Below are 23930 nucleotides of genomic sequence, written 5' to 3' on the forward strand. Positions count from 1 at the left end.
TATGAAGACTATAGAAGACTTCAAAGTTATGATCCGAGGACCTGGCGGTCAGCATGAATGGCGCATGTCTGATCACTATGAGCAATTTTCAAACTAGGGACCGAGCGTTGATGAGGTTAGAGATCTAACGACGGCAACGGCCGATCTAAGGTGGAGGGTGCCAGATGATATTCTAGATGTCGGAGGCCAAGCCGGCGGACACGTGAGTTCACCGGGTAACGCTCCGTTTACAGGAAGCACAACATTCCATAATGAACTCAGTGAAATCATTGAGAATAGTAATAGCTTTGATCATTTTTAGTCTCAGCTGCCAGATTTCGCTGATCGTTGGAGTATTGATCCAAGTCTATTGCCAACGAGGCCAAATCAATGACCGTAGATTTAGATCTGGCAATTTCTATTGAAGACTCCGATAAGCTTTGTGAACTTCAAGGCGTCGAGTATCTTTACAATGATGCTTTAGAGCGCGGCAAGTTGGAAGCAATTATTCGGAAATTGCCTAGATCTGATAGCATCATTGATATCCTCCAAAAGGAAGTCATTAGCTATAATGATCTGCCTTCCGGTTGGGAAGATCAGTTGACTGTCGAGGTGAATTCATTAATTCAGCTCCTGCCAAAAGGCTCTCTCAATGAAGTAGGCTCATTTTCGTACCGAGATGCGGTCAAGGATACGGATGAAGAATACGTGCTTAATGGTGAGCTGAACAAATGGTTCCGCAAAGCTAGCGGCGGTATACTGACTTCCAACGAAAGGGCATTGGGGCCGTTCAGTTTGCCTTCTTTCCAAATCTCGCCAAGAACATATCTACACTATCCTCGTAAACAGTCCGCGCGTCTTGGCTGACCTCAGCCCCGACAAGAAACTGTGGCCAGAAGAACAAACGGATGGCTGGACCAGACAGCAGGTCAGTCGCATATTGCGGATCAACATCATTCAGAACTTTGGCCGCAACTGCTCCCTCGATGATCCCTCGCACGGGGTTTGTGTTCATTTCAGCGTGGGCAAAAATCCGGCGCGCAAGCTCTTGATCGCGCAGGTACTCAGACATCACCATGCGGTTCAGCCGCATATACACGTCATCAGTGATCGCCGAAATGTAGTCCTGCAAAGACTTGATCAGTTGATCTCGAATAGGTCGCGACGGGTCATACGGGGCCGACGTAATTGCCCCTGTCTGCTCAATCACGATGTCTACCATGTGACCGAATAGCGCTTCTTTCGTCGGGAAATGATTGAACAGGGTGCGAGTCGAAACGGCAGCAGATTTTGCGATCTGAGCCGTTCGCGCGCCCTCAAAGCCGTGTGTGCTGAACTCTTCAATAGCGGCTTCGACAATATCTTTTCGTTTTAATTCAGTACGTTTCACGGCGCATCCCTCAAAAAGTAAAGCGTATGGTTTACATTTAGCTTTCTGCCCCATAAGTAAACTGCGTGATTTACTTATGCAAGGCCAACAGGCCACATCCCGAGCAGAACAAAACAATGACCCAGGCAACCTTCAAACCAGGCGCGAATGCTGTGACCTTCAAATCCTTCGGCGTGGATTTGGTCGGTGACCTGTACCTCCCTGACGACTTTGATCTCAACAAGAAGTACAAGACGCTCGTTGGCGCGAGCCCTTTTCCTCAAGTGAGAGGGCAAATCCCAGCGACCTATGGCCCGGAGATGGCAGCCCGAGGATTTATCTACTTGGGCTTCGACTACCTTGGAATGGGCGACAGCCCCGCGTTGCTCGGAGAGTACAAGAAAAGCCGGTACATGTTCCGGCTGATCGAGAACACTTGGGATGCCGTGTCTTACCTTGGAACGCTGCCGTTCGTTGAGGAGATTTACGGCCTCGGCGTTTGCCAGGGTGGCTCCATTATTGCGTCTGCATCAGTGACGGATCACCGGATCAAAAAGATCGTCACCGTCTCTGGCATGATGGCTGCCGATGGCTCCAGATGACGAGGTGCTGCACCCGACCAATATCATCAATCGACAACTCTCCCTTCTTCAGTGCGCGGCGGCTTGCGGTTGCGGTGCGCGCATGATCAAGCAACTCCATACCCTGTTCGCTGATGAATGGGCCTTTATCGTTGAGCATCAGCGCTTTTTGCTATCCCAACCAAGTTTGCATGTGCTCGCGCTCGAAGCCGCGATCAACCGCGCAAGGCAAGAAGAAGCTGGTGCGCTTGCCAACCTTCTGAAATGCGGAGCACGGGCGCTTGGGAGCCGCTTGCAAATAGAGTGGATTGAGTTGGCTGAAAGACTTGGCGGCAAAACATGGGACTAACGGAACAACCAGCGTGTCTCCGCTAGTCCAAAGCGAAGTGTCATCCCGATTTCAGTCAGGAATTGGTATTGCAAGCTTACCAAACGACAGTATTTGCAAGCTTATGCTCCAAATCTGCACTTTCATGGTCTAATGACAAATACATAAAATGGTGAGCCGTGATGGGTTCGAACCATCGACCTACTGATTAAAAGTCAGTTGCTCTACCAACTGAGCTAACGGCCCACTGAGCCGCGTACTTAGAAAGGCGCGTGCGCTCGGTCAACCCCCAAAAGCAATACCGGGTGGATATGTCGTACACCATTGTCTATATGCCCGCCATGGCTGGATCAGAGGCAACATATCTGCCCTTCATGAAGATGCATGGGCTGGGGAACGACTTTGTTGTCGTTGACGCGCGGCAGGCTGCGGCGCCTGTCGATTCGCATCTGGCACAGGCGATGGGAGATCGTCACACGGGGATCGGCTTTGATCAGTTGGCAGTTATGACCGAGACCGACAAAGCTGATATCCATCTCACCTTCTGGAACAGCGATGGCTCTCAGGCGGCGGCATGCGGGAATGCGACACGTTGCATCGCGCGTTATCTGATGGATGAAACCGGCCGTGATGCGCTGACCATCACTACCGAACGCGGGACGTTACAGGCCGTTGATGCGGACGATGGGCTGATATCAGTCAATATGGGGCAACCTCTGCTGACATGGGATCAGGTGCCGCTTGCGCACGAGATGGAGACGCTGAGCCTACCCATTGAGGGTGCGCCCACTGCGACTGGTATGGGCAATCCGCATTGTACATTCTTCGTCGATGATGCCGAAGCGATTGATCTTCAGATGCGCGGCGCAGAGATCGAGCATCATCCGCTTTTCCCTGAGCGCACGAATGTGCAGTTTGCCAGCGTCATTGGGCCCGATCATCTGCGTATGCGCGTATGGGAACGTGGCGTGGGCATCACGCTCGCCTCCGGGTCATCCTCTTGTGCAACCGCTGTCGCGGCAGTGCGGCGGGGGCTGACGGGGCGTGATGTGACAATCGACCTCGACGGGGGTCGCATTCAGATCAGCTGGCGCGATGATGGTGTCTGGATGACGGGCCCCACTGCCCATGTCTTTGACGGGCAATGGCGGCTGACATGATACGCGCCCCGATCTTCTCGAACCATGGCTGCCGCCTGAATGCCTATGAGACAGAGGCGATGAAGGAATTGGCGACCGCGGCCGGTGTCACGGATGCCGTGATCGTAAATACATGCGCCGTCACGTCCGAGGCCGTGCGCAAGGCGCGGCAGGACATTCGCAAGCTGCGTCGCGACAATCCGGATGCAAAGCTGATCGTCACCGGTTGTGCGGCCCAAACCGCACCTGACATATTCGCCAACATGGCGGAAGTTGACGTCGTCATCGGCAACACCGAAAAGATGAACCCGGCGACCTGGGCGCAGATGGCCCCTGATCTGATCGGACAGACCGAGCCGGTGCAGGTGGACGACATCATGTCCGTGACCGAAACCGCAGGGCACCTGATCGACGGTTTTGGCACGCGCAGCCGGGCCTATGTGCAGGTCCAGAACGGCTGCGATCATCGCTGCACCTTCTGCATCATTCCTTACGGCCGCGGCAATTCCCGCTCCGTTCCGGCGGGTGTAGTCGTGGATCAGATCAAACGGCTCGTGGACAAAGGCTATAACGAAGTTGTCCTGACCGGCGTTGACCTGACAAGCTGGGGTGCTGATCTGCCGAGCCAGCCAAAGCTAGGCGATCTGGTGATGCGCATCCTCAAACTCGTGCCCGACTTGCCGCGCCTGCGGATCAGTTCCATTGACAGTATCGAGGTGGATGAGAACCTGCTTTGCGCCATCGCGACTGAACCGCGCCTGATGCCGCATCTGCATCTTTCGCTGCAGCATGGCGATGACCTGATCCTGAAACGGATGAAGCGTCGGCACCTGCGGGATGATGCGATCCGGTTTTGCGAAGAGGCGCGCAAGCTGCGCCCCGATATGACCTTTGGCGCGGACATCATCGCTGGTTTCCCGACCGAGACCGAGGCGATGTTCGCCAATTCGCTCGCGCTTGTGGAGGAATGCCACCTCACATGGCTCCACGTCTTCCCCTATTCGCCTCGCCCCGGCACGCCAGCCGCAAAGATGCCGCAAGTTGATGGGCGTGTGATCAAGGCGCGCGCGGCAGAACTGCGCGCGGCGGGGGCAAAACGGGTTAAAACCCATCTGGTAAAGCAAGTTGGCACGGCCCATGACATCCTGATGGAAAGCCCCCGCATGGGGCGCACGCCGCAATTTGCCGAAGTCACCTTCGCCACGGATCAGCACGAAGGGCAGATCGTGAAAGCCGAGATCACCGGCATCGCAGGGCAGCAATTGGTGGCCTAGCGCGGATGGCAACGCTCCCCATCCTCTGGACCTTCCGCCGCTGTCCCTACGCCATGCGGGCGCGCCTCGCGATCGCGGCAAGCGGCTGTCAGGTGGAGCTGCGAGAGATCCTGCTGAAAGACAAACCCGCGCCATTCCTTGCCGCGTCGCCCAAGGGCACGGTGCCCGTCATTGTCGCCGGTGATCAGGTGATTGAGGAAAGTCGCGATGTGATGCTCTGGGCTTTGGCGCAGAACGATCCCGAAGGCTGGCTCGACATGCCCGCCGCGGGCTATGACCTGATCGATGCCTGCGACGGCCCGTTCAAGAGGGCGCTGGACCACACGAAATACGCAGTGCGTTTTCCGAATCGCGATGTAGCAAGCGACCGGGCCGAGGCGCTGTCTTATCTCACCGACTGGAACGCCCGGCTGAAACATACAGCTTTTCTGACGGGCCCGCGCCGGACAATGGCCGACATGGCCATCCTGCCATTCGTCCGCCAATTCGCCAACACCGATCGTGAATGGTTCGACGCGCAGGGCCTCTCAAGGCTCACCACCTGGCTAGACAGTTTTCTGAACTCGACACGATTTGCCGAAGTAATGAAGAAGTACACTCCCTGGCACGCGGATCAGGTGCCGGTGATCTTTCCCGGACCACCACCGGCCTGAACAGGACTGTCGCCGCGATCAGTCAACCGCGCATTCGCACGGCGCAGCGGCACGATCATCGCGCCCGAAGCAAGCACGAATGTGACCGCATAGATCAATAACTGCCTCTCAAGGCCGACCCCCACATCTATCAGCCATCCGGACAAGCCCGGCCCGATGGCCGAGCCAAAGACCATCACAGCCGTCGAAACCGCCTTGATCGCCCCGATATGCGCCGTGCCGAAATAGGTCGACCAAGTCGTCACCGGCAACGTCGCCTGTCCGCCGCCCGCAAGACCCATCAGGATCACGCCCAACGCGGCCCATGTAATTGTCGGCGCATAGGCATGGATGACAAAGGCGACGCTGTAAGGCAGCAGGTAGATCAGCAGCAAACGGCTGGCCCCGAACCGATCAATCGCCCAGCCGAAAAGGAACGTCGAGGCCATCAGGGTAAAGGTGCCCAGAGGGAAGACGGCCACCAACGCGATGTGGCTCCATCCCTTGATTTCAGCGAAATGGACCTGATGGAAAAAGAAGGTCGTGGCGAACATCGGGAAAAGGGTCATGGCGGGCAGGATGGTCAAGAAAAGCGGATAGCGGATCGCCTCGGCCCTTGTCCAATGTCGCCCGTCCATACCCGGCGTGCTGTCGGTCTTGGCGACCGATTGCGGCGTGCGTTCGTAACGGAGCAGGTGCCAGATCAGCGGCATCATGAGCAGGATGAAACAGCCAAAACCGACCCAGACATGCCGCCAAGGCAGGATGGTTTTGATCCAGGCACTGAAAAGTGGCAACGCCGCCTCGGCCAGCACGAACCCCACTGTGGCAATCGCCAGCGCCCGCCCGCGCGTGGCGCTGAACCAGCGTGCCATCGCAGTGGCGGCGGTGTGGCTCGTCATGCCCTGACCGAAGAGACGCAGGCAAAAGACGATTAGCACGAGGCCAAGCACGCTTTGGTTCAGCGCCATACCGAGGCAGGCGATGGCGAGCAGCCCCAGCACAGCAACCCCCAGTGTGCGCACGCGAAACCGGTCCGTCAGCGCGCCCGCGAAGATCATCACCGTGGCCGAAGCTGCCGTTGCTCCCATGTAAAGGAGCCCCCAATCACCGTTGCTCAGCGCAAACTCGGCCCGGATTTCTCCGGCGAAGATGGCGATAAGGAAGGTCTGGCCAAAGCTGGAAAGGAAGAAGAGCAGTGCGCCGACGGCGAGGAAAGGTGCGTTGTCGCGGATGAAGGCGAGATAGGCGCGCATGGCCCTTTGATGGAGGGTGTTTGCGGTGAGGGGAAGGGTTAAGTGTCGATGATACCCGGTTAGCAAATGACACTTCACGTTCCGTGAAGCATCATGGATGTCTGATTCGATTGGTCGGCGATGACCCAAAAGAGCGACTCTTGTTGCGATCCTTCGTGAGATCTAACGATCTTTCGACGCCTAGAAACTCTCGAAAAACTCTACGATAAGCTGCTGGTTTGTCAGCGTTCTGGCCCTTTGGCTGGGCACGCCTCTAGATACTGCAAGCAGGACCGCAATGCAGCGATGCAAATCCTGTTCGGTCGCAAGCGCTGTATCGATAGCGAGCAAATGAACTTCGTGCTCGAGTTCTGAATCTAAGCGCACTAGGTTGCATTGCTCGTCGGCCACCTCAAGTTCTGCAAGAGCATTCGCCTGCTCATCCGAGAATCCTTGGAGACCAAATTCAGCGATCCGGTCATCTTTTATGATACCCTCACCAATGAAGAGCAAAAGCAGGACTTTGTCTGGGTTATCGTTCGGGATTGCAGATGCCACCAATGACATTGCACTGAAGAATCTGCTTGCGTTCAAATCACCGACGAAACCTGCCGTATCATATCCTGGAATTCGGATACTGCCTTGGGCATGTTCATCTGCATAGCTTGGGAAGCAAAACAGGGTAAAAGTGAGAAGCAACAAGACCCTAGACAAATGATAGTCTCCGTACGCTTCACCTGCCGGCAACTTATCGACTGTTGCAGGAGCTGCAAATGCCTTCTTATTGAACTACCCCCTCTCCCCCGTCATCGCGCAATCAACGCCTTGTAATCGCTCCATTCCACCATAACTCAATTCAAACGCTTCAATCACAAAGGATCGCCTAATGCCTCTCATGACGTCTCCCATCGATGGTTCTCCCATGCGGGAAGTTGAGCGCTATGGCGTCAAGATCGATATCTGCCCCACATCGGGCGGGATCTGGCTTGATCGGGGCGAGCTTGAGAAGATCATCATGGCGATCCGGGAAGAGGCTTTGATGGATGGTGGCGTCTCCGCCGAGGACGCCTATGGAGATGTGCATTACCATGAAAGCCCGCAGCGCATGCAGCAAGGCCGCCCGAAGCGGCGCAAGCGGGAAAGCATGTTTGACAGCATCATGGATATTTTTGACTGATCGGCGGGCCGCCTACCGGTTCTGCCAGCGTTGATAGCGCTGCACCAATTCGCTTTCGCAGAGCTTGAAGCCGATATAGCTGAGCATGGCGATGGTGCCGTTCATGACGATCTGGGCCAGTTGGACCAGGCCGCCCTCTTGCACGGCTAACCAGCCGAATTCGCGCAGGAACCGGACATTGGCCATCGCGGTTTGGAACAGGTTCAGCGTGGCATAGGCGAAGATGATGATCAGGATCCCCGCGATCAGCAGGATCAGGATCACGGGGTATCGCCTGAGCCGCAGCATTTACAGCACGTAGCGGCTGACATCGGTGGAGCGGGCGAGTTCGCCCAAATGTTCCTCGACATAGGCCGCATCTATCGTGATCGCCTCGCCTGCGCGGTCGGGAGCGTTGAAGGACAGATCTTCGAAGACACGCTCAATCACCGTGTAAAGCCGCCGTGCGCCGATGTTTTCGACGCTTTCATTGACCTCTGCCGCGATCTTGGCGAGGGCTTTGATGCCGCCTTCGGCGAAGTCCACCGTGACCTCCTCGGTTTTCATCAGCGCGGAGTATTGCAGGGTCAGCGCATTGTCTGTCTCTGTCAGGATGCGGACGAAATCCTCTTCGGTCAACGCGCGCAGTTCAACGCGGATCGGCAACCGACCTTGCAATTCCGGCAGCAAATCCGAGGGTTTCGCCACATGGAATGCGCCTGATGCGATGAAGAGGATATGGTCGGTCTTGATCGGCCCGTGCTTTGTGGAAACGGTCGTGCCTTCGATCAGGGGTAGGAGGTCGCGTTGCACCCCTTCACGGCTCACATCAGCACCGAGCCGGTCGGCATTGGCGCAGACCTTGTCGATCTCATCAAGGAAGACGATGCCGTTCTGTTCGACCGCCTCCAACGCGGCCTTGGTGACGGTTTCGTCGTCCAACAGTTTATCCGCCTCATCCGCGATCAGTGCCTCATAGCTTTCGGCGACGGTCATCTTCTTTTTGACCGTGCGTCCGCCCATGGCTTTGCCGAAGATATCGCCGAGATTCATCATGCCGCCCATGCCGCCACCGGGCTGACCGGGGATCTCGAACCCGCCGAAAGGGTTGGTGGTGTCGGCAAGCTCAAGCTCGATCACGGTATCATCAAGCTCGCCCGATTTCAGCTTCTTGCGAAACATTTCGCGCGTCGCGTCGCGGGCGTCGGTGCCCGCAACTGCCGTGATCACGCGGTCTTCGGCGGCCTTGTGTGCCTTGGCTTTCACGTCCTCGCGCATATGTTCGCGGGTGTCGAGGATCGCGGTATCGACCAGATCCCGGATGATCTGTTCGACATCACGCCCGACATAGCCCACTTCGGTAAACTTTGTCGCCTCGACCTTGATGAAGGGCGCGCGGGCGAGTTTGGCCAGGCGGCGGCTGATCTCGGTCTTGCCCACACCGGTCGGCCCGATCATCAGGATGTTCTTTGGGTAGACCTCATCCCGCAGATCATCGCCCAGTTGCTTGCGCCGCCAGCGGTTGCGCAGGGCCACGGCGACGGCACGCTTGGCATCCTTTTGCCCGATGATGAACCGGTCAAGTTCCGAGACGATTTCGTGGGGGGTCAGGTCTGTCATGAAAGTCCTTAAGCTTGCGACGGGGGAAGGCGGTGAAGCGGCACAAAGCCCGGCATCACGCGCAAAATACGCGCCCGGATCCGTTCCCAGAAGGCACCGAGCAGTAAGAGCACGACGCCAAGGATCAGCACCGTCAGGGCCGCCCCATCGCCGTCAAACACCGTTGCGGCCAGAGCCACGATGTAGCCAATAGCTGCGATCAGGAATGACCGGCGGTCGATGACGATGGCCACGACGGCGAACAACATCAGCACACCAAACAGGATCGCGTTGGCACCGCCCGTATCGCGATCAAGCAGCGACAAGGCCAGCGTGTTCACCAGCGCCGGAGCGGCCACAACATGCAGCCAGAACCCGTTCGCCGCACGGCGGGTGACGCGATGCGGATCGCTCATGTCAAATGTCATGGCAACGGCGAAGACCACGATGCCCAGCGCCAGCGTGATCCACGCAAAAGGGCCGCCAGCGGATAGGAGGAACAGATCACTGATTTCTTCTACCGCGCCACCCCGACTGGCGGTGAAGACAATGGCAATCACGAAGAGCCCCACCGCGATCATCGCCATCGCAAAGGGCACGCGGAACCGCCACCAATAGGCCAACAGGGCAAGCGTAGCAAGCGCCAGCGGCAAGGGCACGCTGGTGAAATCGTTCTGCGCGATCATGAAAGGTTGGGTCATCGCGGCGATGAAACCGAAGGCTGCATTGCCCGCGAACATGACCGACAGCGCAATCGCCGGGGCGACCATGCGCCGCTTGCGGATGAAATACTCCGACAAAAGCCACAGCAACACTGCGCCGGCGCCCGTGACCATGATCGCATAGCGTTTGAGGTCGATGATCTCGTCGCCCAGCGCAAGGGTCACGACACCGGACCAGCCAAAGGCCAGAATGATCAGACCGATGACGATGAAAATTTCGTTGAACCCTTTGAACAGCTCAAAGGGTTCATCACCCGGATCAAGGTTCTCACGCGCACCCCGGCGACTGTCAGAGAGGGCGATCAGATCAGCCGCCTGCTTTTCTGACAAAAGGCCGCTGCTGACCGCGGCCCTGACATCATCACGTTCAATCATGCTTTGGATGCCGCCTGCAGCGTCTCAACCGTCAGATTGCCGTTGGTGTAGACGCAGATATCCGCGGCAATCGCCATGGCTTGGCGCGCGATCTCTTCCGCGCTTTGGTCGGTTGCCATCAGCGCGCGCCCGGCGGCCAATGCGTAATTGCCGCCCGACCCGATGGCGGCGATGTCATGTTCAGGCTCCAGCACATCGCCTGCGCCGGTGATCACAAACAGCTCAGTGCCGTCGCTGACGATCAGCATCGCCTCTAGCTTTTGCAGGTATTTGTCGGTGCGCCAATCCTTGGCAAGCTCCACCGAAGCACGGGCAAGCTGGCCAGGCGTCGCTTCCAGCTTTTTCTCCAACCGCTCCAGCAAAGTAAAAGCGTCGGCGGTGGACCCGGCAAACCCGGCGATCACATCCTGCCCGCCGGGGGACAGCTTGCGCACCTTGCGGGCGGTCCCCTTGATCACGGTCTGTCCAAGGCTCACCTGCCCGTCACCGGCGATGACAACCTGACCCCCTTTGCGCACGCCGATAATCGTTGTGCCGTGCCAGCCGGGAAACTCTTCACGCGTCATCATTCGCTCCTTACCGCAGTGGTGCCTATATGGCGGGCGTTGGTTGCGCAAACAACCCCGGACCCGGCTTGAGGTGGAGGGGAGGCGCGGCTAGCGTCGGCGCCATGAGTGCTGTGAACACGGTGACATTCTATCTGCATCCGAAACTGCGCAGGCAGGCAGAGCGCGGCAATCACAACTTTCTGGGTCACGTGGCGGCGGTGCTGGAAAGCGCCGGTTTGAGCGTCGCCTATGACGGGGATGACAGCCTTGCACGCTTGCGGGCCATGGCGCGGCCCGGTCGGGGCTTGTTTTTGATGGATGAGCCTGTTGGGCGGGACGATCTGGTGTTTCGGCGCACCTATTCCTATCCGTTCTGGCACATCGAAAAGAGCGCCAAGCGCTGGGAGTGGCCCGTGGCTAAAGAGGCGTTTGACGCTGACGTTCAGGACCACGATGCAGCGCGAAGATTCTATCGCTTCTGGCAGGACAGGTTGTTTGAAGGCCGTGCAGGGCGGGTGACGCGGGGTGGTTTTGTCTATGTGCCCCTGCAAGGGCGATTGATGGTTCAGCGGTCCTTTCAGACCTGTAGTCCGATTGAGATGCTCCGCGCGGTGTTGCGACATGATCCTACGCGGTACGTGGTGGCCACTTTGCATCCATCAGAGGCATATTCAGCCGCCGAGAAACAGGCGCTGGATCGCTTGATGACTGAGCATCCTCGTTTGCGGATCGGGACCGAACAATCAGAGGTATATCTACAAGGCTGCGACTACGTGGTGACCCAGAACTCCAGCGCGGGATTCATGGGATACTTCTTTGAAAAGCCGTTGATCCTTTTTGGGAAAATCGACTTTCACCATATCGCGTTGAATGTGGAGCAGATCGGAGAGGAGACTGCCTTTGCTCAGGTTGGCGTACATGCGCCCGACTATGCGGCTTACATACATTGGTTCCTGCAGCTACGGTCCATCAACGCAGGCCGCCCGGAAGTCCGGATGCGCATTCGTGAGGTTTTGAGAGGACATGGGTGGCCGGTCTGAGCCAGCACCAATCCTGTTTTCACCGTGAGGGCCGCTCATCATTCGAACGAAAAAGGGCGCCCTAGAGGACGCCCTAAAACTCGGATGTTCGTGAGTTTAGATCGACTCTTCAATCCAACCCTGAATCGCCGCTTTCGGCGCGGCACCGGCCTTGTTCGACACAACCTCACCGTCCTTAAAAACGAAAAGCGCAGGGATGCCGCGCACGCCCATTTGCGCAGGCGAGTTCGGGTTTTCGTCCACGTTCACTTTGACGATCTTCACTTTGCCTTCCATCTCGGACGACAATTCTTCCAAGGCGGGGCCGATCTGTTTGCAGGGGCCGCACCATTCTGCCCAGAAGTCCACGACAACGGGGATGTCGGATTGGCGCACTTCGGCGTCAAAGGTTGCGTCGGTTACGGCTACGGTGGCCATCAGGTTACTCCTTGGCGAAAATCAATGGACTGCGAAACTAGGTACCCCCGCCCGGTTGGTCAAGGCGGCGTAAGATTGTTCAGCGCTTCGTGAAGCTGATTTTCGGGGATGACCATCAGATCAACGGTGTCGGTCCAAAGGATCGCCGTTTCGATGTGCTTGTCCGGGTAAATCTGGGCGAGTGCTGCCGCATAAACCGCAAGCTGGTTCACGATGCCCAAGGGCGCCTGATGCGGCGCGTCCGGCACATGCCGGTTCGATTTGTAGTCTATTGCTGTCACTTTGTCCGGTGTAATCAGAAGCCGGTCTATGGTGCCGTGTATCCGGCCCAGATTTTCGATCTCTGCGGTAATGCTGACTTCGGTCAGCGCGTCCCTGTTCCAAAGCGGGGCGAGGTCCGGGTTGTCCAGTAGGCCGAGAACATGCGTGATCAGCGCGTCGTCATCGGTGATCTGCCGACCCAATGCGTGCCTTTCGGCGGGGGCGACAATGGGCAGATGCTCCAGAAGGCTGTGGATGATCGTCCCTCGGCTGAGCGCATCTTCTGTTTCATCAATATCTTGCGCACCCGGCAGCGCCTTTGGCCCCGGCAGGTCAGACGGAGCGATGGTGCTTCGTCGCGTGGCCTCTGGCAGCGGGGCGAAATCTGGCGGGCTGACCACTTTAGGCGCTGGTTTCTCGGGCGTGATCTGCTCCAACTCGCCCCAACCGAGATCAGCCACGCGTTTGATCGGCAGATCACCCGACATCGCATCGAAGGGGCCGCGCTGTTCCATGCCGTTTGCGATGATGTTGTACCAGCTTTCGTTGCCCTGACCTACATCGCCCGCCGCGCCCACGATCAGCCATTGCTCGGCACGGGTCATCGCCACATAAAGCAGGCGCGCACGCTCGCGATCATCTGCGGCCAGCGCTTCGTCTCGCAGTTTCAGCACCGCTGGGGGTGATATGTCCTTTGGCGTCTTCCAGATCAGATGGTCGTCACCCTTGAGCAATTCGTGGCGAACATCCTTTTTTCGCTTCGCGGTATCAGGCAGGATCACGATGGGTGCCTCCAACCCCTTGGCCCCATGCACGGTCATCACCCGGATCCGATCGCCCTGATTGTCCATCTGGCGCTTGATCTCCAGATCATCGGTTTCCATCCAAGTCAGGAAGCCGGTCAGGCTTGGCACACCAGTGCTTTCATAGGCCAGCGCCTGCGAGAGGAGCGCATCGATCCCATCCTCCGCCTCTGGCCCCAATCGGGCGAGCAGGTTGCGCCGCCCGTCATGGCGGATCAGGATGCGTTCGATCAGGTCGTAGGGCCGCAGGAAATCAGCCTGACGGCGCAGATCGTTCAGCAGGGCGAGTGTCTGCGGATGATCCGCATCACGCAACGCCGCCCAGAGATAGCTTTTGGCGGGCCGGTGGTGCGCGAGCGTAAACAGGTCTTGCTCTGACCAGCCGAAAAGCGGCGAGCGCAGCGCAGCGGCGAGGGACAAATCATCCTCTGGCAAAGCCAGAAAATTCAGAAGTGCGGTGATGTCTTTGACCGCAAGCTCTGCCCCAACCCGCAGCCGGTCGGCCCCCGCGATTTCGAGACCTGCATTTTTACAAGCACGGATGATTTCAGCGAAAAGCTCTGACCGGCGCTGCACGAGGATCAGAAAGTCGCCTTCGGTAATCGGACGCGATTGGTAGTGATCAGTATTTCCCAATTCAACAGGAAGTCGCTCATGATCAATCATGTGCTTAATTTGCGATGCGACCCGCTTTGCCATCAAAATGGTGTGGTCTGTTGCGCTAGGCTGATCCACAGGCTGATACCAAGGGCGATTATCCTCCTGTCCCGATTTCTCGATGACTGGCCACAGATCGACACGACCGGGCATGTTTTGCTTGAACGCAATGTGGCTTAACTGATCATCCATCCCTTCCGCCAGATCGTCGGTAAAGGTGGCGTCAACAACCGACAGGATCGACTGCGCAGAGCGGAAGGAATGATCAAGCGAGGTGGTTTCAAAGGGCTGCCCAATCGCCCGGTAGGCGCTTTGAAAATGATCCTTCATCTGATCAAACGCTGCCGGGTCGGCGCCTTGGAATGAATAGATCGATTGCTTCTTGTCGCCGACCACAAAGATCGTTCGCTCCTGATCCGCGCGCGCGCCCTGCCCGGCGGCAAATTCCTGCGCCAGATGACGGATGACAGCCCATTGGGTGGGGCTGGTATCCTGCGCCTCATCCACAAGGATATGGTCAATCCCGCCATCCAGCCGGAACAGTACCCATTGCGCGACATTGGGATCGGTCAGCAAAGCTTTGGCCTTGCGGATCAGATCGTCGAAATCGAGCGCGCCCAGCCCCAGCTTTCGCGCCTCATAGGACGGGATGAAGGCATTCGCGAAATCATACATCGCCTTTGATCGGTCAAACGCATCCATCGCCCAAAGGAACTGCCGCGCCTTGGCGACCCGGTCCATCCAGTCATGCACCCCTTCCGCGAAGGGGGCCATCGCAGAGACGGCCTTGCCATGATTGCTTTGCGGAAAGTTAGCGGATTTCGAAGCCCCAGTTCCCTTGTAAAGGAAGAGGTCAAACAGCGTATCGAGCGCCTCCCAATCGGGGTCCGCCAAATTGAGTTGCGCCAGCCTGGCCGCGAATTTCCGATAGGTCGCGGATTGATCGGCGAAAGCTGCAGTCAGATCCGCAACGATGCTGGATTCATGTCCCTCAATCGCGATTTTAAGCGCATCCTCGCGCTGCGCACCGGCAAGTATGTCAAGAGCGGCTTTCAGATCGTCGTCGGTCACGCCCCGCCCGAAATGATCACGCTTTGTCGCAATCTCCGCAGTCAGTTTTGACAGATCATCACCCGTAAAGTGCGCGAGCATGGCCCGCACAACAGAGGCCTCCGGCCCCATAAGCATCTGATCGACGACGTCTGCGCGCAACAATTCAGCATCACGATCCTCCATCTCGCGGAATTGTGGGCTGACCCGTGCCTCAAGCGGGAAACGGCGCAGGATCCCAGCACAAAACGAATGAATGGTCTGGATCTTCAGCCCACCCGGCGTTTCGATGGCCCGCGCAAAAAGCGTGCGCGCCTCACGCAGTTGGGCGGCATCAATCTGGTGATCAATGCCAAGCACCGCGAGATCCCGACGCAGATCCTTATCCGGCATCATCGCCCAGGCACCCAGCCGCTTGAACAAGCGGTTCTGCATTTCGGCCGCCGCCGCCTTGGTGTAGGTCAGACACAGGATGTTCTGTGGTGAGACATTGTTCAGCAACAGGCGTGCCACCCGGTCGGTCAGCACCCGCGTTTTCCCTGAACCCGCATTCGCCGAAAGCCAAGTCGACACTTGCGGATCAGCGGCATCGATCTGCCGTTGCGAGGCGGCGTCGCGGATCATGTCAACCGTTCCGCCTTTGGGCTATCGCTCGTATCCCATTCGCCAAAACGCGACAGGTGATCATAGGGGCCAGTGTCGGATTTTGAGAACAGAGCCATCCGCGCGGTATAGCCGCGGTCGGCGCGCAGCCAGTTCTGAAACAGGGTCTCCAAATCCGCCCAGACCTGATCAACAGGATTTTTGTCCAGCGGCGCTTGCACAACCTTCATCGCGGCATTCACACCGATAAACGCCGCCGAATGCACGGGCCGCACACCCAGATCGCGAAAGGCCCCTTTTTCAACCATCGCCGCCTCAAGCAGCAATTGCTTATCGAATTGCTCTTGCTGCGGTCCGGTCGGCACCGCACCGGTTTTGTAATCGTAGATGATGACCCCGTCATCCGGCATCACATCAATCCGGTCGGCCTTGCAGGTCAGGGTCATATCCGGCCCCGGCAGCACAGCGCGGCCCTGTTGTTCGACAAGATGTCGGGCGACATCCACTTGCCGTTGCGCCTCGCCTTCCAAAAACGTGTCAATCGTTCGGTCCAGACGCGCCAGCCATTGCGCACCGATCGTCGGCCATGGGCAATCTTGCGCGAATTGCGCCCGCGCCATCGGCATGAATCCTCCGCGATCTGTCGGATCGCCCTTGGCCGCGATGAACCGTTCCAGAATAGCGTGAATAATCGTGCCGCGCAGCGGTGCATCTGGCGTCGCCACAAGCGGGTTGAGCGGCTCGAGCCGCAGAACCTTGCGCGCATAGATCGCGAAGGGATCGCGGATCAACGTCTTGATTTGTGTGACCGACAATTGCCGTGGACGCGCCGCAATCGGCGGGCAAGGTGATGGGCGTGGTGCAGGATCGACACGGCGTGTCGGCGCAGAAAGCGCCGCCCCCTGATCAAGCCATGTTTGCCCGCGCGCGCGCATCTGCGCCAACGCGGCGGGCCCGTTCTGCGCGGGCAAACCGCTCAACAGGTTCGTTAGTCGGTTCACCCAGCGCGCAGGCACCGTCTCGGCATCCGCAGACCGTTTTGACCGTGTGATCCACACTTCTTTTCCACAAACGGCCTGCTGGTAATCGTGTGCTGAAAGCCCGATCTTGCGTTCGGGCAACAAAAGTCCAGCCTGCATGCGCATCGCGCGGTTGAGCCACGGATCAGGCGGCGGCGCCTCTGGCCAGGACCCTTCGTTGAGCCCGCCTAGAATGGTCAGATCCGCGCTTTGCACCCGCGCCTCTAGAGTCCCCCAGATCAGGATCTGTGGATGCCCCCGGTCGCGATCGCGCACCGTTCCGGTCGCCAGCACCCCACCAAAAAGCGTCACATAGTCGAATGCGGTAATGGGTCCTGCGGCATCCGCCGCATCACCCAAAGTGGTACAAATACGCTGCGCCTCGCGCCCCGCCGCCTCTTTCCAGAGCCCGCCGGAGCCGGTTGCATCTGGTCCCGCGCAAACCTGCTCTGCCACATCGAGATGATGCTCCAAATGGTCAGTCAGGGCGGTTTCACCTTCAAAGGGCGTCGCAAGCGCGACTTCCTGCACCCAGCGCGCCCAATTCATCTGCTGCTCTGTTTGCGCCCAATCCTGCAGGTCCTCCGCACTTGGAAATCGGGGGCCAGTCTTACGCAGATGCAGCTCCAGCTCTCGCGTGTTGCGCAGGTGTTCACCACGATCCTCACCCTCTGAGTGGCAGAGAGGATGTTTGAGCAATGTCAGCAAAGCGGCCACATCTGGCGGTTTTGCAATCATCTCCCCCACATGGCGCAACAGCCTGCCGGGTGGTGAAAGCGGCAACGGCGTTCCCGCGCTGTCATCCGGCTCAATCTCCCAGCGGTCAAGCGCCGCGGTCACCTGCCGACTCAACATCCGGTCGGGTGAGATCAGTGCGGCGGTCTTCCCCTCCTGCGCGGCCCGACGCAGAGCAAGCGCAATCGCGTCCGCCTCTTCGCGCGGCGATGCGGCCTCGACCAGAGTCAGCCCTGCCGTTGCGGCGCACAAGTCACCCAGACCCGGGCCATCCTGTAACCATTGATCCGTCACCGGTGCTGGACGCAGCGACAGCGAGATCATCGCATTGCGCGCGGGATTTGCAGGCCCCTGATCTGACCACCGGGCAATGTCTTTGGCCCCGATGTCCAACCTGTCCATCAGACGCCGGAACCGGAATTGCGGGTGATCCTCACCTTGCATTGCGTCACCCATGCTGGCCCAAACGGGCTCCGGCAGTTCAAAATCAAAGCCGGGCAGGATGATGGCACCTTGCGGCAATCGCGCCACCGCTTCCATGAACATTGCCGTCGCACCCCGCGACCCGGTTGAGCCTGCGACGATGACCGGGTGTTGAACCGGCTGCGCTGCCCACTTCTCAGCCAGCGCAGTGATGACACGCCTTTGCCGCGCCTCCTGATCAAGCGGGGCGGCCCCGTCGTCGAAAAACGGGGCGATGATGTTCAGAAATTTCAGTGACCGTTCCCAATGGCCCGACTGATCGGCGATATCGAGCTTGCGAAATGCGGACGGGCTGACCCCCTCGCCCTGCATTTCGTCCATCAGGTTCGCAAGGCTATCGGACAGATCATAAAGCGCAGCCCGTGATGCCAGATCGGGTTCTTGCGCGAGAAGCAGACCAACAAAGCGCGACAGTTCCAACCTGCGCCGCAGCGGAGAAATTGCCGTCGGTTGGGCAATCACCTCCGGGTCGTTTGCAAGGTCGGTGATCAACCGGATCCGCGGTAAGAGCCGTGGCGGACCCTGATCAAAAACCGCCCTGACCCGGCGCTGCATCCGTGTTGTATTGACGTAAATCTCAGTCCGCGCCCAATCGGCAGGTGCCAGATTGGCCGCCCGGTCTTCCAGACCCGCTACCAATGCTTCGGCAAAGTCGACGCCAGGTGGCGTGGCAAAGACGCGGGCTTTGTGTATCTGTTCAAACATGTGGCATGCTTTCGGCAAGGGGAATGCTGGACGGTTGGCCCACATCGCACCAGTGCCCCGCGTAATGCACGCCGTAGAGGCCGCCGCGTTCTGCGATCTGATCCCACAGCACATTCATGGAGAATGCCTTGTCCCTAATCGCCTCCAGCCCTTCGATGCGCAACATCTGAAGGCCTGAATAGACTGCCTCGGGCGCGCGAACCAACCTGCCATCCGCATTGATCCTGAAATCCCCGGCACCGCGATGCCCATAAACCTGCGGCTGACGGACAAGCAGCAAAAGCGCCTCCATTTCGGGCCGCCAGGCATTCAAGATGGTGTCAATCGGGTTCGGTCCTTGCCACACCGCATCGGTGTTCATCGTCAGAACCGGACCGGCACCCAGCAATGGAAGCGCTTTCTTCAACCCGCCACCGGTTTCCAGAAGTGCGGCGGTTTCGTCGGAAATGAGAACCGGGTGCGGCGCCAAATGCGCACGCAGCATCTCGGCCTTGTAATGCACATTCACGACGCGTTGCCCGACTTCGGGGATCATTGTCAGGTCAAGCGCGTGATCGATCAGCGCTTTGCCTGCCACCTTTATCAGCGGTTTCGGCTTATCCCGCACCAGATCGCCCATCCTCGTGCCCAAACCAGCGGCAAACAGCATGATCGGCGTAGTCATGGCTGTAGACCTTCCAGGAATGCGTCCGTTGGGCTTGGAAGGGTGGCATCGGCCACGCGGCGTAGCTCGGCAAGTGCGGGATGGGCAAGGTCAAGTTGGAGATTGGCCCAAACGCGCGGGATTAAGGCCAGATATTTTGGTTTTCGCATCTGCTTGGCCAAACGCGGAAAGACGCCAAGAATGCGCAGATTGCGCTGTGCGCCAAGGCAGGCCAACTGCGCATGAAAACCCTGATCAGCGTTGGTCTTGTCCATGTAATACGCGACCATCCGGGTGACGAGCGCGGGTGGAACATCGCGCCGCGCATCGCGCAAGAGCGAGACGAGGTCGTACCCTTCGGGCGCGACAAAAGCGTCTTGGAAGTCAAGAAGCCCCACGCGCGCAAGCCCTGACAGACCGGGGCGCCAGATCAGGTTTTCCGCGTGATAATCGCGCAAGGCCAGCGTATCGGCATGGGGCGCGAGCCGCTCAAGCGCGCGCGCCATCTCGCTGATGAGATCATCTGCGGGACGACCGGCATAATGCTCACCGGCAAGCCCCACCATCGCGGCACCAATCTCTGGTGTCATGACGGATAAATCGGCAGGCGGCATTTGTTGCCGCAAATGAAGCAGTACATCAATGGCCGCCCTGTAGAGCATTTCTGCATCTTCGGGTCGTTTCGCGAGCCAAAGGGCAAAATCGTCGCGCCCAAGGTCGCTAATCACCATAGCGCCCAGCACGGGATCGTGGGCAAGGATGGCGGGCGGACAAAGCTTGAAATCCTGCAATGCGGCCGCAAGATCTGCAAATTCCGTGGTCGTGGCACCACTGCCGGATGGGGCATCCATCAGGATCACGGAATTTGCGCCGGAAGACAGCCGCTCGTAACGTCGGGTGGATGCGTCCCCTGCCAGGGGCGCGCGCTGCCACTCTCGCCATTCGGTTGCCTGCAGGAAGGCGTTGATTTGCTCTTCACGCGCCGACATCAAGCGCCTTCATGCGGTTTGCCCATGAATCCGGGATTGTAAGTGTCACGGCGTGGTCCGCTGCGCGTGCGACGAATGCAAGATGCAGCGCGTTGGTGGGACTATCGGCGCCTAGTCGATCAGGCCATTCGATCAGGCAGATCGCATCAGTCAATGCCTCGTCCAAACCAAGCTCCATGACTTCATCGGGATGGGTCAGCCGGTAGAGATCACAGTGCCACACCGGCCCTCGCGGCGTGTCATAGGTCTGGACAAGCGTAAATGTGGGTGAAGGCACATCCTCGTCCCGGCCAAGCATGGCGCGGATGGTAGCACGCGCAAAAGCGGTCTTACCTGCACCAATCTCCCCTTCCAGCAGCAAAGTGTCGCCAGATTTCAGGATCCTTGCGATACGCTCAGCCAGCGCGGCAGTAGCCGCTTCGTCGGATAACGTGATGTGCAAGTTCGTCTGCGCCATGAGCGCAGATTATGGCGTGGGGCTTCCCCTGCAAGCCAAATCAGCGGCCAGTGCTGCGGATCGCCGCGTCCGGCATCGTCAGCTTTTGGATGATCGGTGGTTTGGCCCCATCAAACGTAAAGCGGATCATCGTCATGCCGCCAGAGATCGGGTTTGCATGGCAGGTGATCTGCCGCCCATCGTCAAGGATCGCGCTGTCTGTCCAGAGCTTGCGATCGGATGTCATGTGAGTGAAAGCCTGAAGTTCAGCCCACATGCGTGTCGGTGTTGTTCGATTGCGCCAGGTTTGCATCTCCGCGTGCAGATCACGCTGATCAAACCCGAACGACAGGTCCCTTTCCCACAATTCCGCGTAAGCGGCGTTTGAGATCACAAGCGTACCGGAGCTCGAAAAGACTGCAATCGCATCCTGCAAGGTATCGAGCACAGCCTGCCCGGTTTCGATGTCCGACCGAAAACGCCGGGTCAGCGACACTTCTGCAGTGATATCCTCGATCAGGAAGGCGAAGGCGCCATCCGGATGCGGGCGACCCGTCACGCGATATGCCTGTCCATCGGGCAGATTCCACACCTCGCAATAGGTGCCATCCTTCGCGCCGGCCTCAACAGCGCTGAACTGCTCACGCCAAGATTTGTAGTTCTTGGGCTCTGGCAGGATGCGTGTTTCGCGCAACCGGTCGAGCACCATATCGACGCTTGGCCTGCCGCTCAGGAACGATGCGGAGAGACCCGTCAGGTCAAGCAACGCCGGATTGAACATGGCCAGTTCACGCCGCTTGTCAAAGATCGCCAGCCCGATATTGAGATGAGCGAACGTCTTGCCTAGCGTCTGGACAAAATTTCGCCGCTCCTGATCCGCTCGGACCGCCGCATTTGCATCCGTGCCGAAATGCAGGAAACCATCATCACGCGGGATGCTGTCAATGTCGAACCAATGCTCCGCACCCGATTTTTCGATTGAGACCGAAAGCCGCCGCCGCGATGAGCCTGCATTGCCCAGACATTGGTGCAAGTCAGGAAAGATCGAGGTTTTGGGCCAGTTTGCCTTTTCACCCTTTTCTTCCCTATCGGTCAGGCGATCTGCGAAGGACAGATAAGCCTGATTGGCCCAAATCAGCCGCCCGTCCTGGTCCTCCTGCCATATCAGCTGTGGCGTCTGATCGGTCATGTTCCGCAAAAGCGCCAGCTCCGACATCAGAACATCGTTTTCGATGATCCGGCCAGAACCGGTTTCGGAATCGTCCCGTGTGGTCTGAAGCGCCAGCCGGACATTTCCTGCCTCGCGCGTGATGCAAAGACGCAGGGGCTGGCCGTCACCATGCGCGATGATCGTTTTCGCCGCGTCGCCCACTTCGAGGCTTTGCCGCAAATCCGGAAAGTGGGGACCAAGAACATGAAGCATCGCCTCAAACTCCGAGGCGTGTTTGCCGCGGCTGGTCAGCAAGTCAATCGCGTCCGGCGTTGCGTCCAGAAGCGTCTTGTCGCGAAAAAGAAATGTGAGGCCCGCGCCAAGCTGCGTCCCCTTCCATGGCTCGGGCTGCTTTTGCCGCCGATACGACATGAAAGCCTGAAACAGAATGGCCGCACCCGCAAGGGCCGCAAAAATCACTAATGCCAAATCCGTCAGCCCAATTGCCATACAGGTTGTCCTAACCGCGTTCCCGGGCGGACTATTGTGCAGGAAGGTTAATCGCTGGTTAAATCAAGGACTTGATCAGGGCCAGGCGACGTTGGGTTTGTTTTCACCGATGGCTGCGTTGCCGCCGGACGCCTCGTCGACCAAGGCATCGCGCGACCAGGTGACGTCGATTATCGCACCTCCCGTCGCCTGCCCGGTCCAGCTTGCATGGCCATGGCGGCGACTGTTCGAGAATGTCAGTTTCGCCCCAGACCGTTCCAACAGGGTTTTCGCGATAAACAGGCCTAGCCCCATACCCTCATAACCGGGTCGCTTGTTCCCGTCCTCAGACAGGCGGCGGCGCTTCACATACGGATCGCCAATGCGCCCAATCACCGATTGCGGAAAGCCGCGCCCGTCGTCAGCAATCCGGATGGTGATCTCGTCATCAGACCAGTTGATGTCGACGTTCACGGTAGAACGGGAAAAGTCCACGGCGTTCTGGATCAGATTGCGTAAACCATGGATTATCTCAGGTCGGCGCGGCAGGCTGGGTTGGGTCAATGCCGCGCCGGCAAGGGGACCCACCTCAAAATACACCTGCTTGCCGCGATCAAGATGTGGTTCTGCCGCCTCGCGCGCGACCGTCTCAAGCGGGGCCTTTTTCAGATGCAAGTCATCCTTGCCCGCACGACCCATCGACTGCAGGATGTCGCGGCAACGGTCGGCCTGACTGCGGATCAGCTCCGCATCCTCCAAAAGCGCGGGCTGATCGGACAGTTCCTCCATCAACTCGCTGCTGACCAGTTTGATCGTCGCAAGCGGGGTGCCTAATTCATGCGCCGCAGCGGCAACGACACCGCCCATATCCGTCAGCTTTTGTTCTCGCGCGAGTGCGAGTTGTGTGGCCACAAGTGCCTCGCCCATCGTATGCATCTCAGTCGTGACCTGGCGCGCGTAAATCGCCAAAAACACGACACCAATCATCAGCGCCAGCCAGAATCCGAACTGGAACAGAACCGGCAGGTCCAGCACGACACCGTCTGCGGTGATGATCGGCAGATGATACCTGCTGATGATGCTCATCATCGCGATAGCCAGAAGGCCCAGAAAGATCGTACTGTTCAGCCGTAGTACCGTCGCGGCAATCGTCACCGGCGCCATGACCAGCATCGCAAAAGGGTTGTTCAGACCACCGGTCAGAAAGAGCAATAGGCTGAGCTGCAGGATATCAAAGACAAGCCACAGGAATGCCTCCCTTTCGGAGAGGCGCTTGTTTGTCGGATAGACAATTCCCGACAGGAAATTTGCGATGATCGACACAAGGACGACCATCGCGGCAAGTGCGGCCTCAATCTGCAGGTCATAAAACCGCACGGCAACAAAGATCGCCGAGGCCTGCCCCGCAATGGCAAACCAGCGCAACGTGACCAAGGTGCGCAACCGCACCCAATTGCTGCGCTGCTGCTCTTGAAAAAGCTGAAACTCAGAAGCCGCCATATCCGTCGCGAGG

The 23930-nt window shown here is 58.4% G+C and carries 23 protein-coding genes and 1 tRNA gene; 8 read left to right on the plus strand and 16 right to left on the minus strand.

All coding sequences use genetic code 11. The features are described from left to right. Positions 1 to 369 precede the first annotated feature (369 nt). Positions 370 to 846 carry a hypothetical protein gene (locus SLH49_RS21280; protein WP_320271161.1) on the plus strand — a complete coding sequence of 159 codons (477 nt, stop codon included), beginning with the start codon at positions 370 to 372 and terminating at the stop codon, positions 844 to 846. Here SLH49_RS21280 and SLH49_RS21285 read toward each other — a convergent pair. Then, complete coding sequence (locus SLH49_RS21285) at positions 770 to 1369, minus strand: TetR/AcrR family transcriptional regulator (RefSeq protein WP_320271162.1); 600 nt, start codon at positions 1367 to 1369, stop codon at positions 770 to 772. The two genes, SLH49_RS21280 and SLH49_RS21285, sit on opposite strands and share 77 nt — an antisense overlap. A gap of 116 nt (positions 1370 to 1485) precedes the next feature. Here SLH49_RS21285 and SLH49_RS21290 point away from each other — a divergent pair, with 116 nt between their 5' ends. Together SLH49_RS21290 and SLH49_RS21295 are read left to right on the plus strand one after the other, a co-directional pair. Next, positions 1486 to 1950 (plus strand): hypothetical protein, encoded by a 465-nt coding sequence (locus SLH49_RS21290; protein ID WP_320271163.1) that lies wholly within the window; start codon positions 1486 to 1488, stop codon positions 1948 to 1950. Then, the gene (locus SLH49_RS21295; RefSeq protein ID WP_320271164.1) at positions 1937 to 2278 is read left to right on the plus strand and encodes a hypothetical protein; all 342 of its coding nucleotides are present in this window, start codon (positions 1937 to 1939) and stop codon (positions 2276 to 2278) included. The genes SLH49_RS21290 and SLH49_RS21295 overlap by 14 nt, the downstream gene beginning before the upstream one ends. A 149-nt stretch (positions 2279 to 2427) precedes the next feature. On the opposite strand, the gene SLH49_RS21300 is transcribed toward SLH49_RS21295, so the two are convergent. Continuing rightward, positions 2428 to 2503, minus strand: a tRNA-Lys gene (locus SLH49_RS21300). Between the two features lie 65 nt (positions 2504 to 2568). Between SLH49_RS21300 and dapF the strand changes: the two genes are divergently transcribed. The 3 genes from dapF to SLH49_RS21315 are packed head-to-tail and all read left to right on the plus strand — an operon-like array spanning position 2569 to position 5323. Continuing rightward, positions 2569 to 3417: a diaminopimelate epimerase gene (dapF, locus tag SLH49_RS21305; RefSeq protein ID WP_320271165.1), complete on the plus strand. Its 849-nt coding sequence runs from the start codon at positions 2569 to 2571 to the stop codon at positions 3415 to 3417. Further along, positions 3402 to 4670, plus strand: coding sequence for a tRNA (N(6)-L-threonylcarbamoyladenosine(37)-C(2))-methylthiotransferase MtaB (gene mtaB / locus SLH49_RS21310; RefSeq protein WP_320271166.1), 1269 nt, complete (start codon positions 3402 to 3404; stop codon positions 4668 to 4670). Before dapF ends, mtaB begins: the two co-directional genes overlap by 16 nt. A gap of 5 nt (positions 4671 to 4675) precedes the next feature. Further along, entirely contained in the window at positions 4676 to 5323 is a 648-nt protein-coding gene (locus SLH49_RS21315) for a glutathione S-transferase (RefSeq protein WP_320271167.1), read from the plus strand. Here SLH49_RS21315 and SLH49_RS21320 read toward each other — a convergent pair. After that, complete coding sequence (locus SLH49_RS21320) at positions 5284 to 6558, minus strand: MFS transporter (RefSeq protein ID WP_320271168.1); 1275 nt, start codon at positions 6556 to 6558, stop codon at positions 5284 to 5286. The two genes, SLH49_RS21315 and SLH49_RS21320, sit on opposite strands and share 40 nt — an antisense overlap. 180 nt (positions 6559 to 6738) lie before the next feature. Continuing rightward, positions 6739 to 7236: a hypothetical protein gene (locus tag SLH49_RS21325; protein WP_320271169.1), complete on the minus strand. Its 498-nt coding sequence runs from the start codon at positions 7234 to 7236 to the stop codon at positions 6739 to 6741. Between the two features lie 187 nt (positions 7237 to 7423). Here SLH49_RS21325 and SLH49_RS21330 point away from each other — a divergent pair, with 187 nt between their 5' ends. Beyond that, entirely contained in the window at positions 7424 to 7714 is a 291-nt protein-coding gene (locus SLH49_RS21330; protein ID WP_320271170.1) for a zf-TFIIB domain-containing protein, read from the plus strand. Positions 7715 to 7726: 12 nt separating this feature from the next. Here the strand turns inward: SLH49_RS21330 and SLH49_RS21335 are convergent, their stop codons facing one another. Genes SLH49_RS21335 through hslV form a run of 4 tightly spaced genes read right to left on the minus strand, consistent with a single transcriptional unit; the run spans position 7727 to position 10955 of the window. Then, a complete protein-coding gene (locus SLH49_RS21335) occupies positions 7727 to 7978 on the minus strand; it encodes a hypothetical protein (RefSeq protein WP_320271171.1) in 252 nt (83 codons plus the stop codon). A 24-nt stretch (positions 7979 to 8002) separates the two neighbouring features. Further along, entirely contained in the window at positions 8003 to 9313 is a 1311-nt protein-coding gene (gene hslU, locus SLH49_RS21340) for an ATP-dependent protease ATPase subunit HslU (RefSeq protein ID WP_320271172.1), read from the minus strand. An 8-nt stretch (positions 9314 to 9321) separates the two neighbouring features. Then, positions 9322 to 10389: a hypothetical protein gene (locus tag SLH49_RS21345; protein WP_320271173.1), complete on the minus strand. Its 1068-nt coding sequence runs from the start codon at positions 10387 to 10389 to the stop codon at positions 9322 to 9324. Beyond that, positions 10386 to 10955 carry an ATP-dependent protease subunit HslV gene (gene hslV / locus SLH49_RS21350; protein WP_320271188.1) on the minus strand — a complete coding sequence of 190 codons (570 nt, stop codon included), beginning with the start codon at positions 10953 to 10955 and terminating at the stop codon, positions 10386 to 10388. The genes SLH49_RS21345 and hslV overlap by 4 nt, the downstream gene beginning before the upstream one ends. Positions 10956 to 11059: 104 nt before the next feature. Between hslV and SLH49_RS21355 the strand changes: the two genes are divergently transcribed. Next, positions 11060 to 11977, plus strand: a complete 918-nt coding sequence (locus SLH49_RS21355; RefSeq protein ID WP_320271174.1) for a hypothetical protein — start codon at positions 11060 to 11062, stop codon at positions 11975 to 11977. A gap of 96 nt (positions 11978 to 12073) precedes the next feature. Here the strand turns inward: SLH49_RS21355 and trxA are convergent, their stop codons facing one another. The 8 genes from trxA to regB form a co-directional block, all read right to left on the minus strand. After that, positions 12074 to 12394 carry a thioredoxin gene (gene trxA / locus SLH49_RS21360; protein ID WP_320239922.1) on the minus strand — a complete coding sequence of 107 codons (321 nt, stop codon included), beginning with the start codon at positions 12392 to 12394 and terminating at the stop codon, positions 12074 to 12076. 59 nt (positions 12395 to 12453) lie between these two features. Next, positions 12454 to 15789, minus strand: a complete 3336-nt coding sequence (addA, locus tag SLH49_RS21365; RefSeq protein ID WP_320271175.1) for a double-strand break repair helicase AddA — start codon at positions 15787 to 15789, stop codon at positions 12454 to 12456. After that, entirely contained in the window at positions 15786 to 18710 is a 2925-nt protein-coding gene (addB, locus tag SLH49_RS21370; RefSeq protein WP_320271176.1) for a double-strand break repair protein AddB, read from the minus strand. The genes addA and addB overlap by 4 nt, the downstream gene beginning before the upstream one ends. Continuing rightward, complete coding sequence (locus tag SLH49_RS21375) at positions 18703 to 19374, minus strand: nucleotidyltransferase family protein (protein ID WP_320271177.1); 672 nt, start codon at positions 19372 to 19374, stop codon at positions 18703 to 18705. Before SLH49_RS21375 ends, addB begins: the two co-directional genes overlap by 8 nt. After that, on the minus strand, positions 19371 to 20342 hold the full coding sequence (locus tag SLH49_RS21380; protein WP_320271178.1) for an aminoglycoside phosphotransferase family protein: 972 nt from the start codon (positions 20340 to 20342) through the stop codon (positions 19371 to 19373). The genes SLH49_RS21375 and SLH49_RS21380 overlap by 4 nt, the downstream gene beginning before the upstream one ends. Then, positions 20329 to 20799, minus strand: coding sequence for a tRNA (adenosine(37)-N6)-threonylcarbamoyltransferase complex ATPase subunit type 1 TsaE (gene tsaE, locus SLH49_RS21385; RefSeq protein ID WP_320271179.1), 471 nt, complete (start codon positions 20797 to 20799; stop codon positions 20329 to 20331). The genes SLH49_RS21380 and tsaE overlap by 14 nt, the downstream gene beginning before the upstream one ends. A gap of 40 nt (positions 20800 to 20839) precedes the next feature. Next, a complete protein-coding gene (locus SLH49_RS21390; RefSeq protein ID WP_320271180.1) occupies positions 20840 to 22438 on the minus strand; it encodes a PAS-domain containing protein in 1599 nt (532 codons plus the stop codon). Between the two features lie 75 nt (positions 22439 to 22513). After that, positions 22514 to 23917, minus strand: a complete 1404-nt coding sequence (regB, locus tag SLH49_RS21395) for a sensor histidine kinase RegB (protein WP_320271189.1) — start codon at positions 23915 to 23917, stop codon at positions 22514 to 22516. Between the last annotated feature and the right edge of the window lie 13 nt (positions 23918 to 23930).

The organism is Cognatiyoonia sp. IB215446 (assembly GCF_033963825.1).
Classification (GTDB): domain Bacteria; phylum Pseudomonadota; class Alphaproteobacteria; order Rhodobacterales; family Rhodobacteraceae; genus Yoonia.

Coding starts and splice junctions, on each gene's coding strand:
- SLH49_RS21320 (WP_320271168.1), bottom strand. CDS start 6,558: ATGCGCGCCTATCTCGCCTTCATCCGCGACAACGCACCTTTCCTCGCC.
- SLH49_RS21290 (WP_320271163.1), top strand. CDS start 1,486: ATGACCCAGGCAACCTTCAAACCAGGCGCGAATGCTGTGACCTTCAAA.
- SLH49_RS21355 (WP_320271174.1), top strand. CDS start 11,060: ATGAGTGCTGTGAACACGGTGACATTCTATCTGCATCCGAAACTGCGC.
- hslV (WP_320271188.1), bottom strand. CDS start 10,955: ATGACGCGTGAAGAGTTTCCCGGCTGGCACGGCACAACGATTATCGGC.
- regB (WP_320271189.1), bottom strand. CDS start 23,917: ATGGCGGCTTCTGAGTTTCAGCTTTTTCAAGAGCAGCAGCGCAGCAAT.
- SLH49_RS21315 (WP_320271167.1), top strand. CDS start 4,676: ATGGCAACGCTCCCCATCCTCTGGACCTTCCGCCGCTGTCCCTACGCC.
- SLH49_RS21390 (WP_320271180.1), bottom strand. CDS start 22,438: ATGGCAATTGGGCTGACGGATTTGGCATTAGTGATTTTTGCGGCCCTT.
- hslU (WP_320271172.1), bottom strand. CDS start 9,313: ATGACAGACCTGACCCCCCACGAAATCGTCTCGGAACTTGACCGGTTC.
- mtaB (WP_320271166.1), top strand. CDS start 3,402: ATGGCGGCTGACATGATACGCGCCCCGATCTTCTCGAACCATGGCTGC.
- SLH49_RS21280 (WP_320271161.1), top strand. CDS start 370: ATGACCGTAGATTTAGATCTGGCAATTTCTATTGAAGACTCCGATAAG.
- tsaE (WP_320271179.1), bottom strand. CDS start 20,799: ATGGCGCAGACGAACTTGCACATCACGTTATCCGACGAAGCGGCTACT.
- SLH49_RS21330 (WP_320271170.1), top strand. CDS start 7,424: ATGCCTCTCATGACGTCTCCCATCGATGGTTCTCCCATGCGGGAAGTT.
- SLH49_RS21295 (WP_320271164.1), top strand. CDS start 1,937: ATGGCTCCAGATGACGAGGTGCTGCACCCGACCAATATCATCAATCGA.
- SLH49_RS21380 (WP_320271178.1), bottom strand. CDS start 20,342: ATGTCGGCGCGTGAAGAGCAAATCAACGCCTTCCTGCAGGCAACCGAA.
- addB (WP_320271176.1), bottom strand. CDS start 18,710: ATGTTTGAACAGATACACAAAGCCCGCGTCTTTGCCACGCCACCTGGC.
- dapF (WP_320271165.1), top strand. CDS start 2,569: ATGTCGTACACCATTGTCTATATGCCCGCCATGGCTGGATCAGAGGCA.
- addA (WP_320271175.1), bottom strand. CDS start 15,789: ATGATCCGCGACGCCGCCTCGCAACGGCAGATCGATGCCGCTGATCCG.
- trxA (WP_320239922.1), bottom strand. CDS start 12,394: ATGGCCACCGTAGCCGTAACCGACGCAACCTTTGACGCCGAAGTGCGC.
- SLH49_RS21345 (WP_320271173.1), bottom strand. CDS start 10,389: ATGATTGAACGTGATGATGTCAGGGCCGCGGTCAGCAGCGGCCTTTTG.
- SLH49_RS21375 (WP_320271177.1), bottom strand. CDS start 19,374: ATGACTACGCCGATCATGCTGTTTGCCGCTGGTTTGGGCACGAGGATG.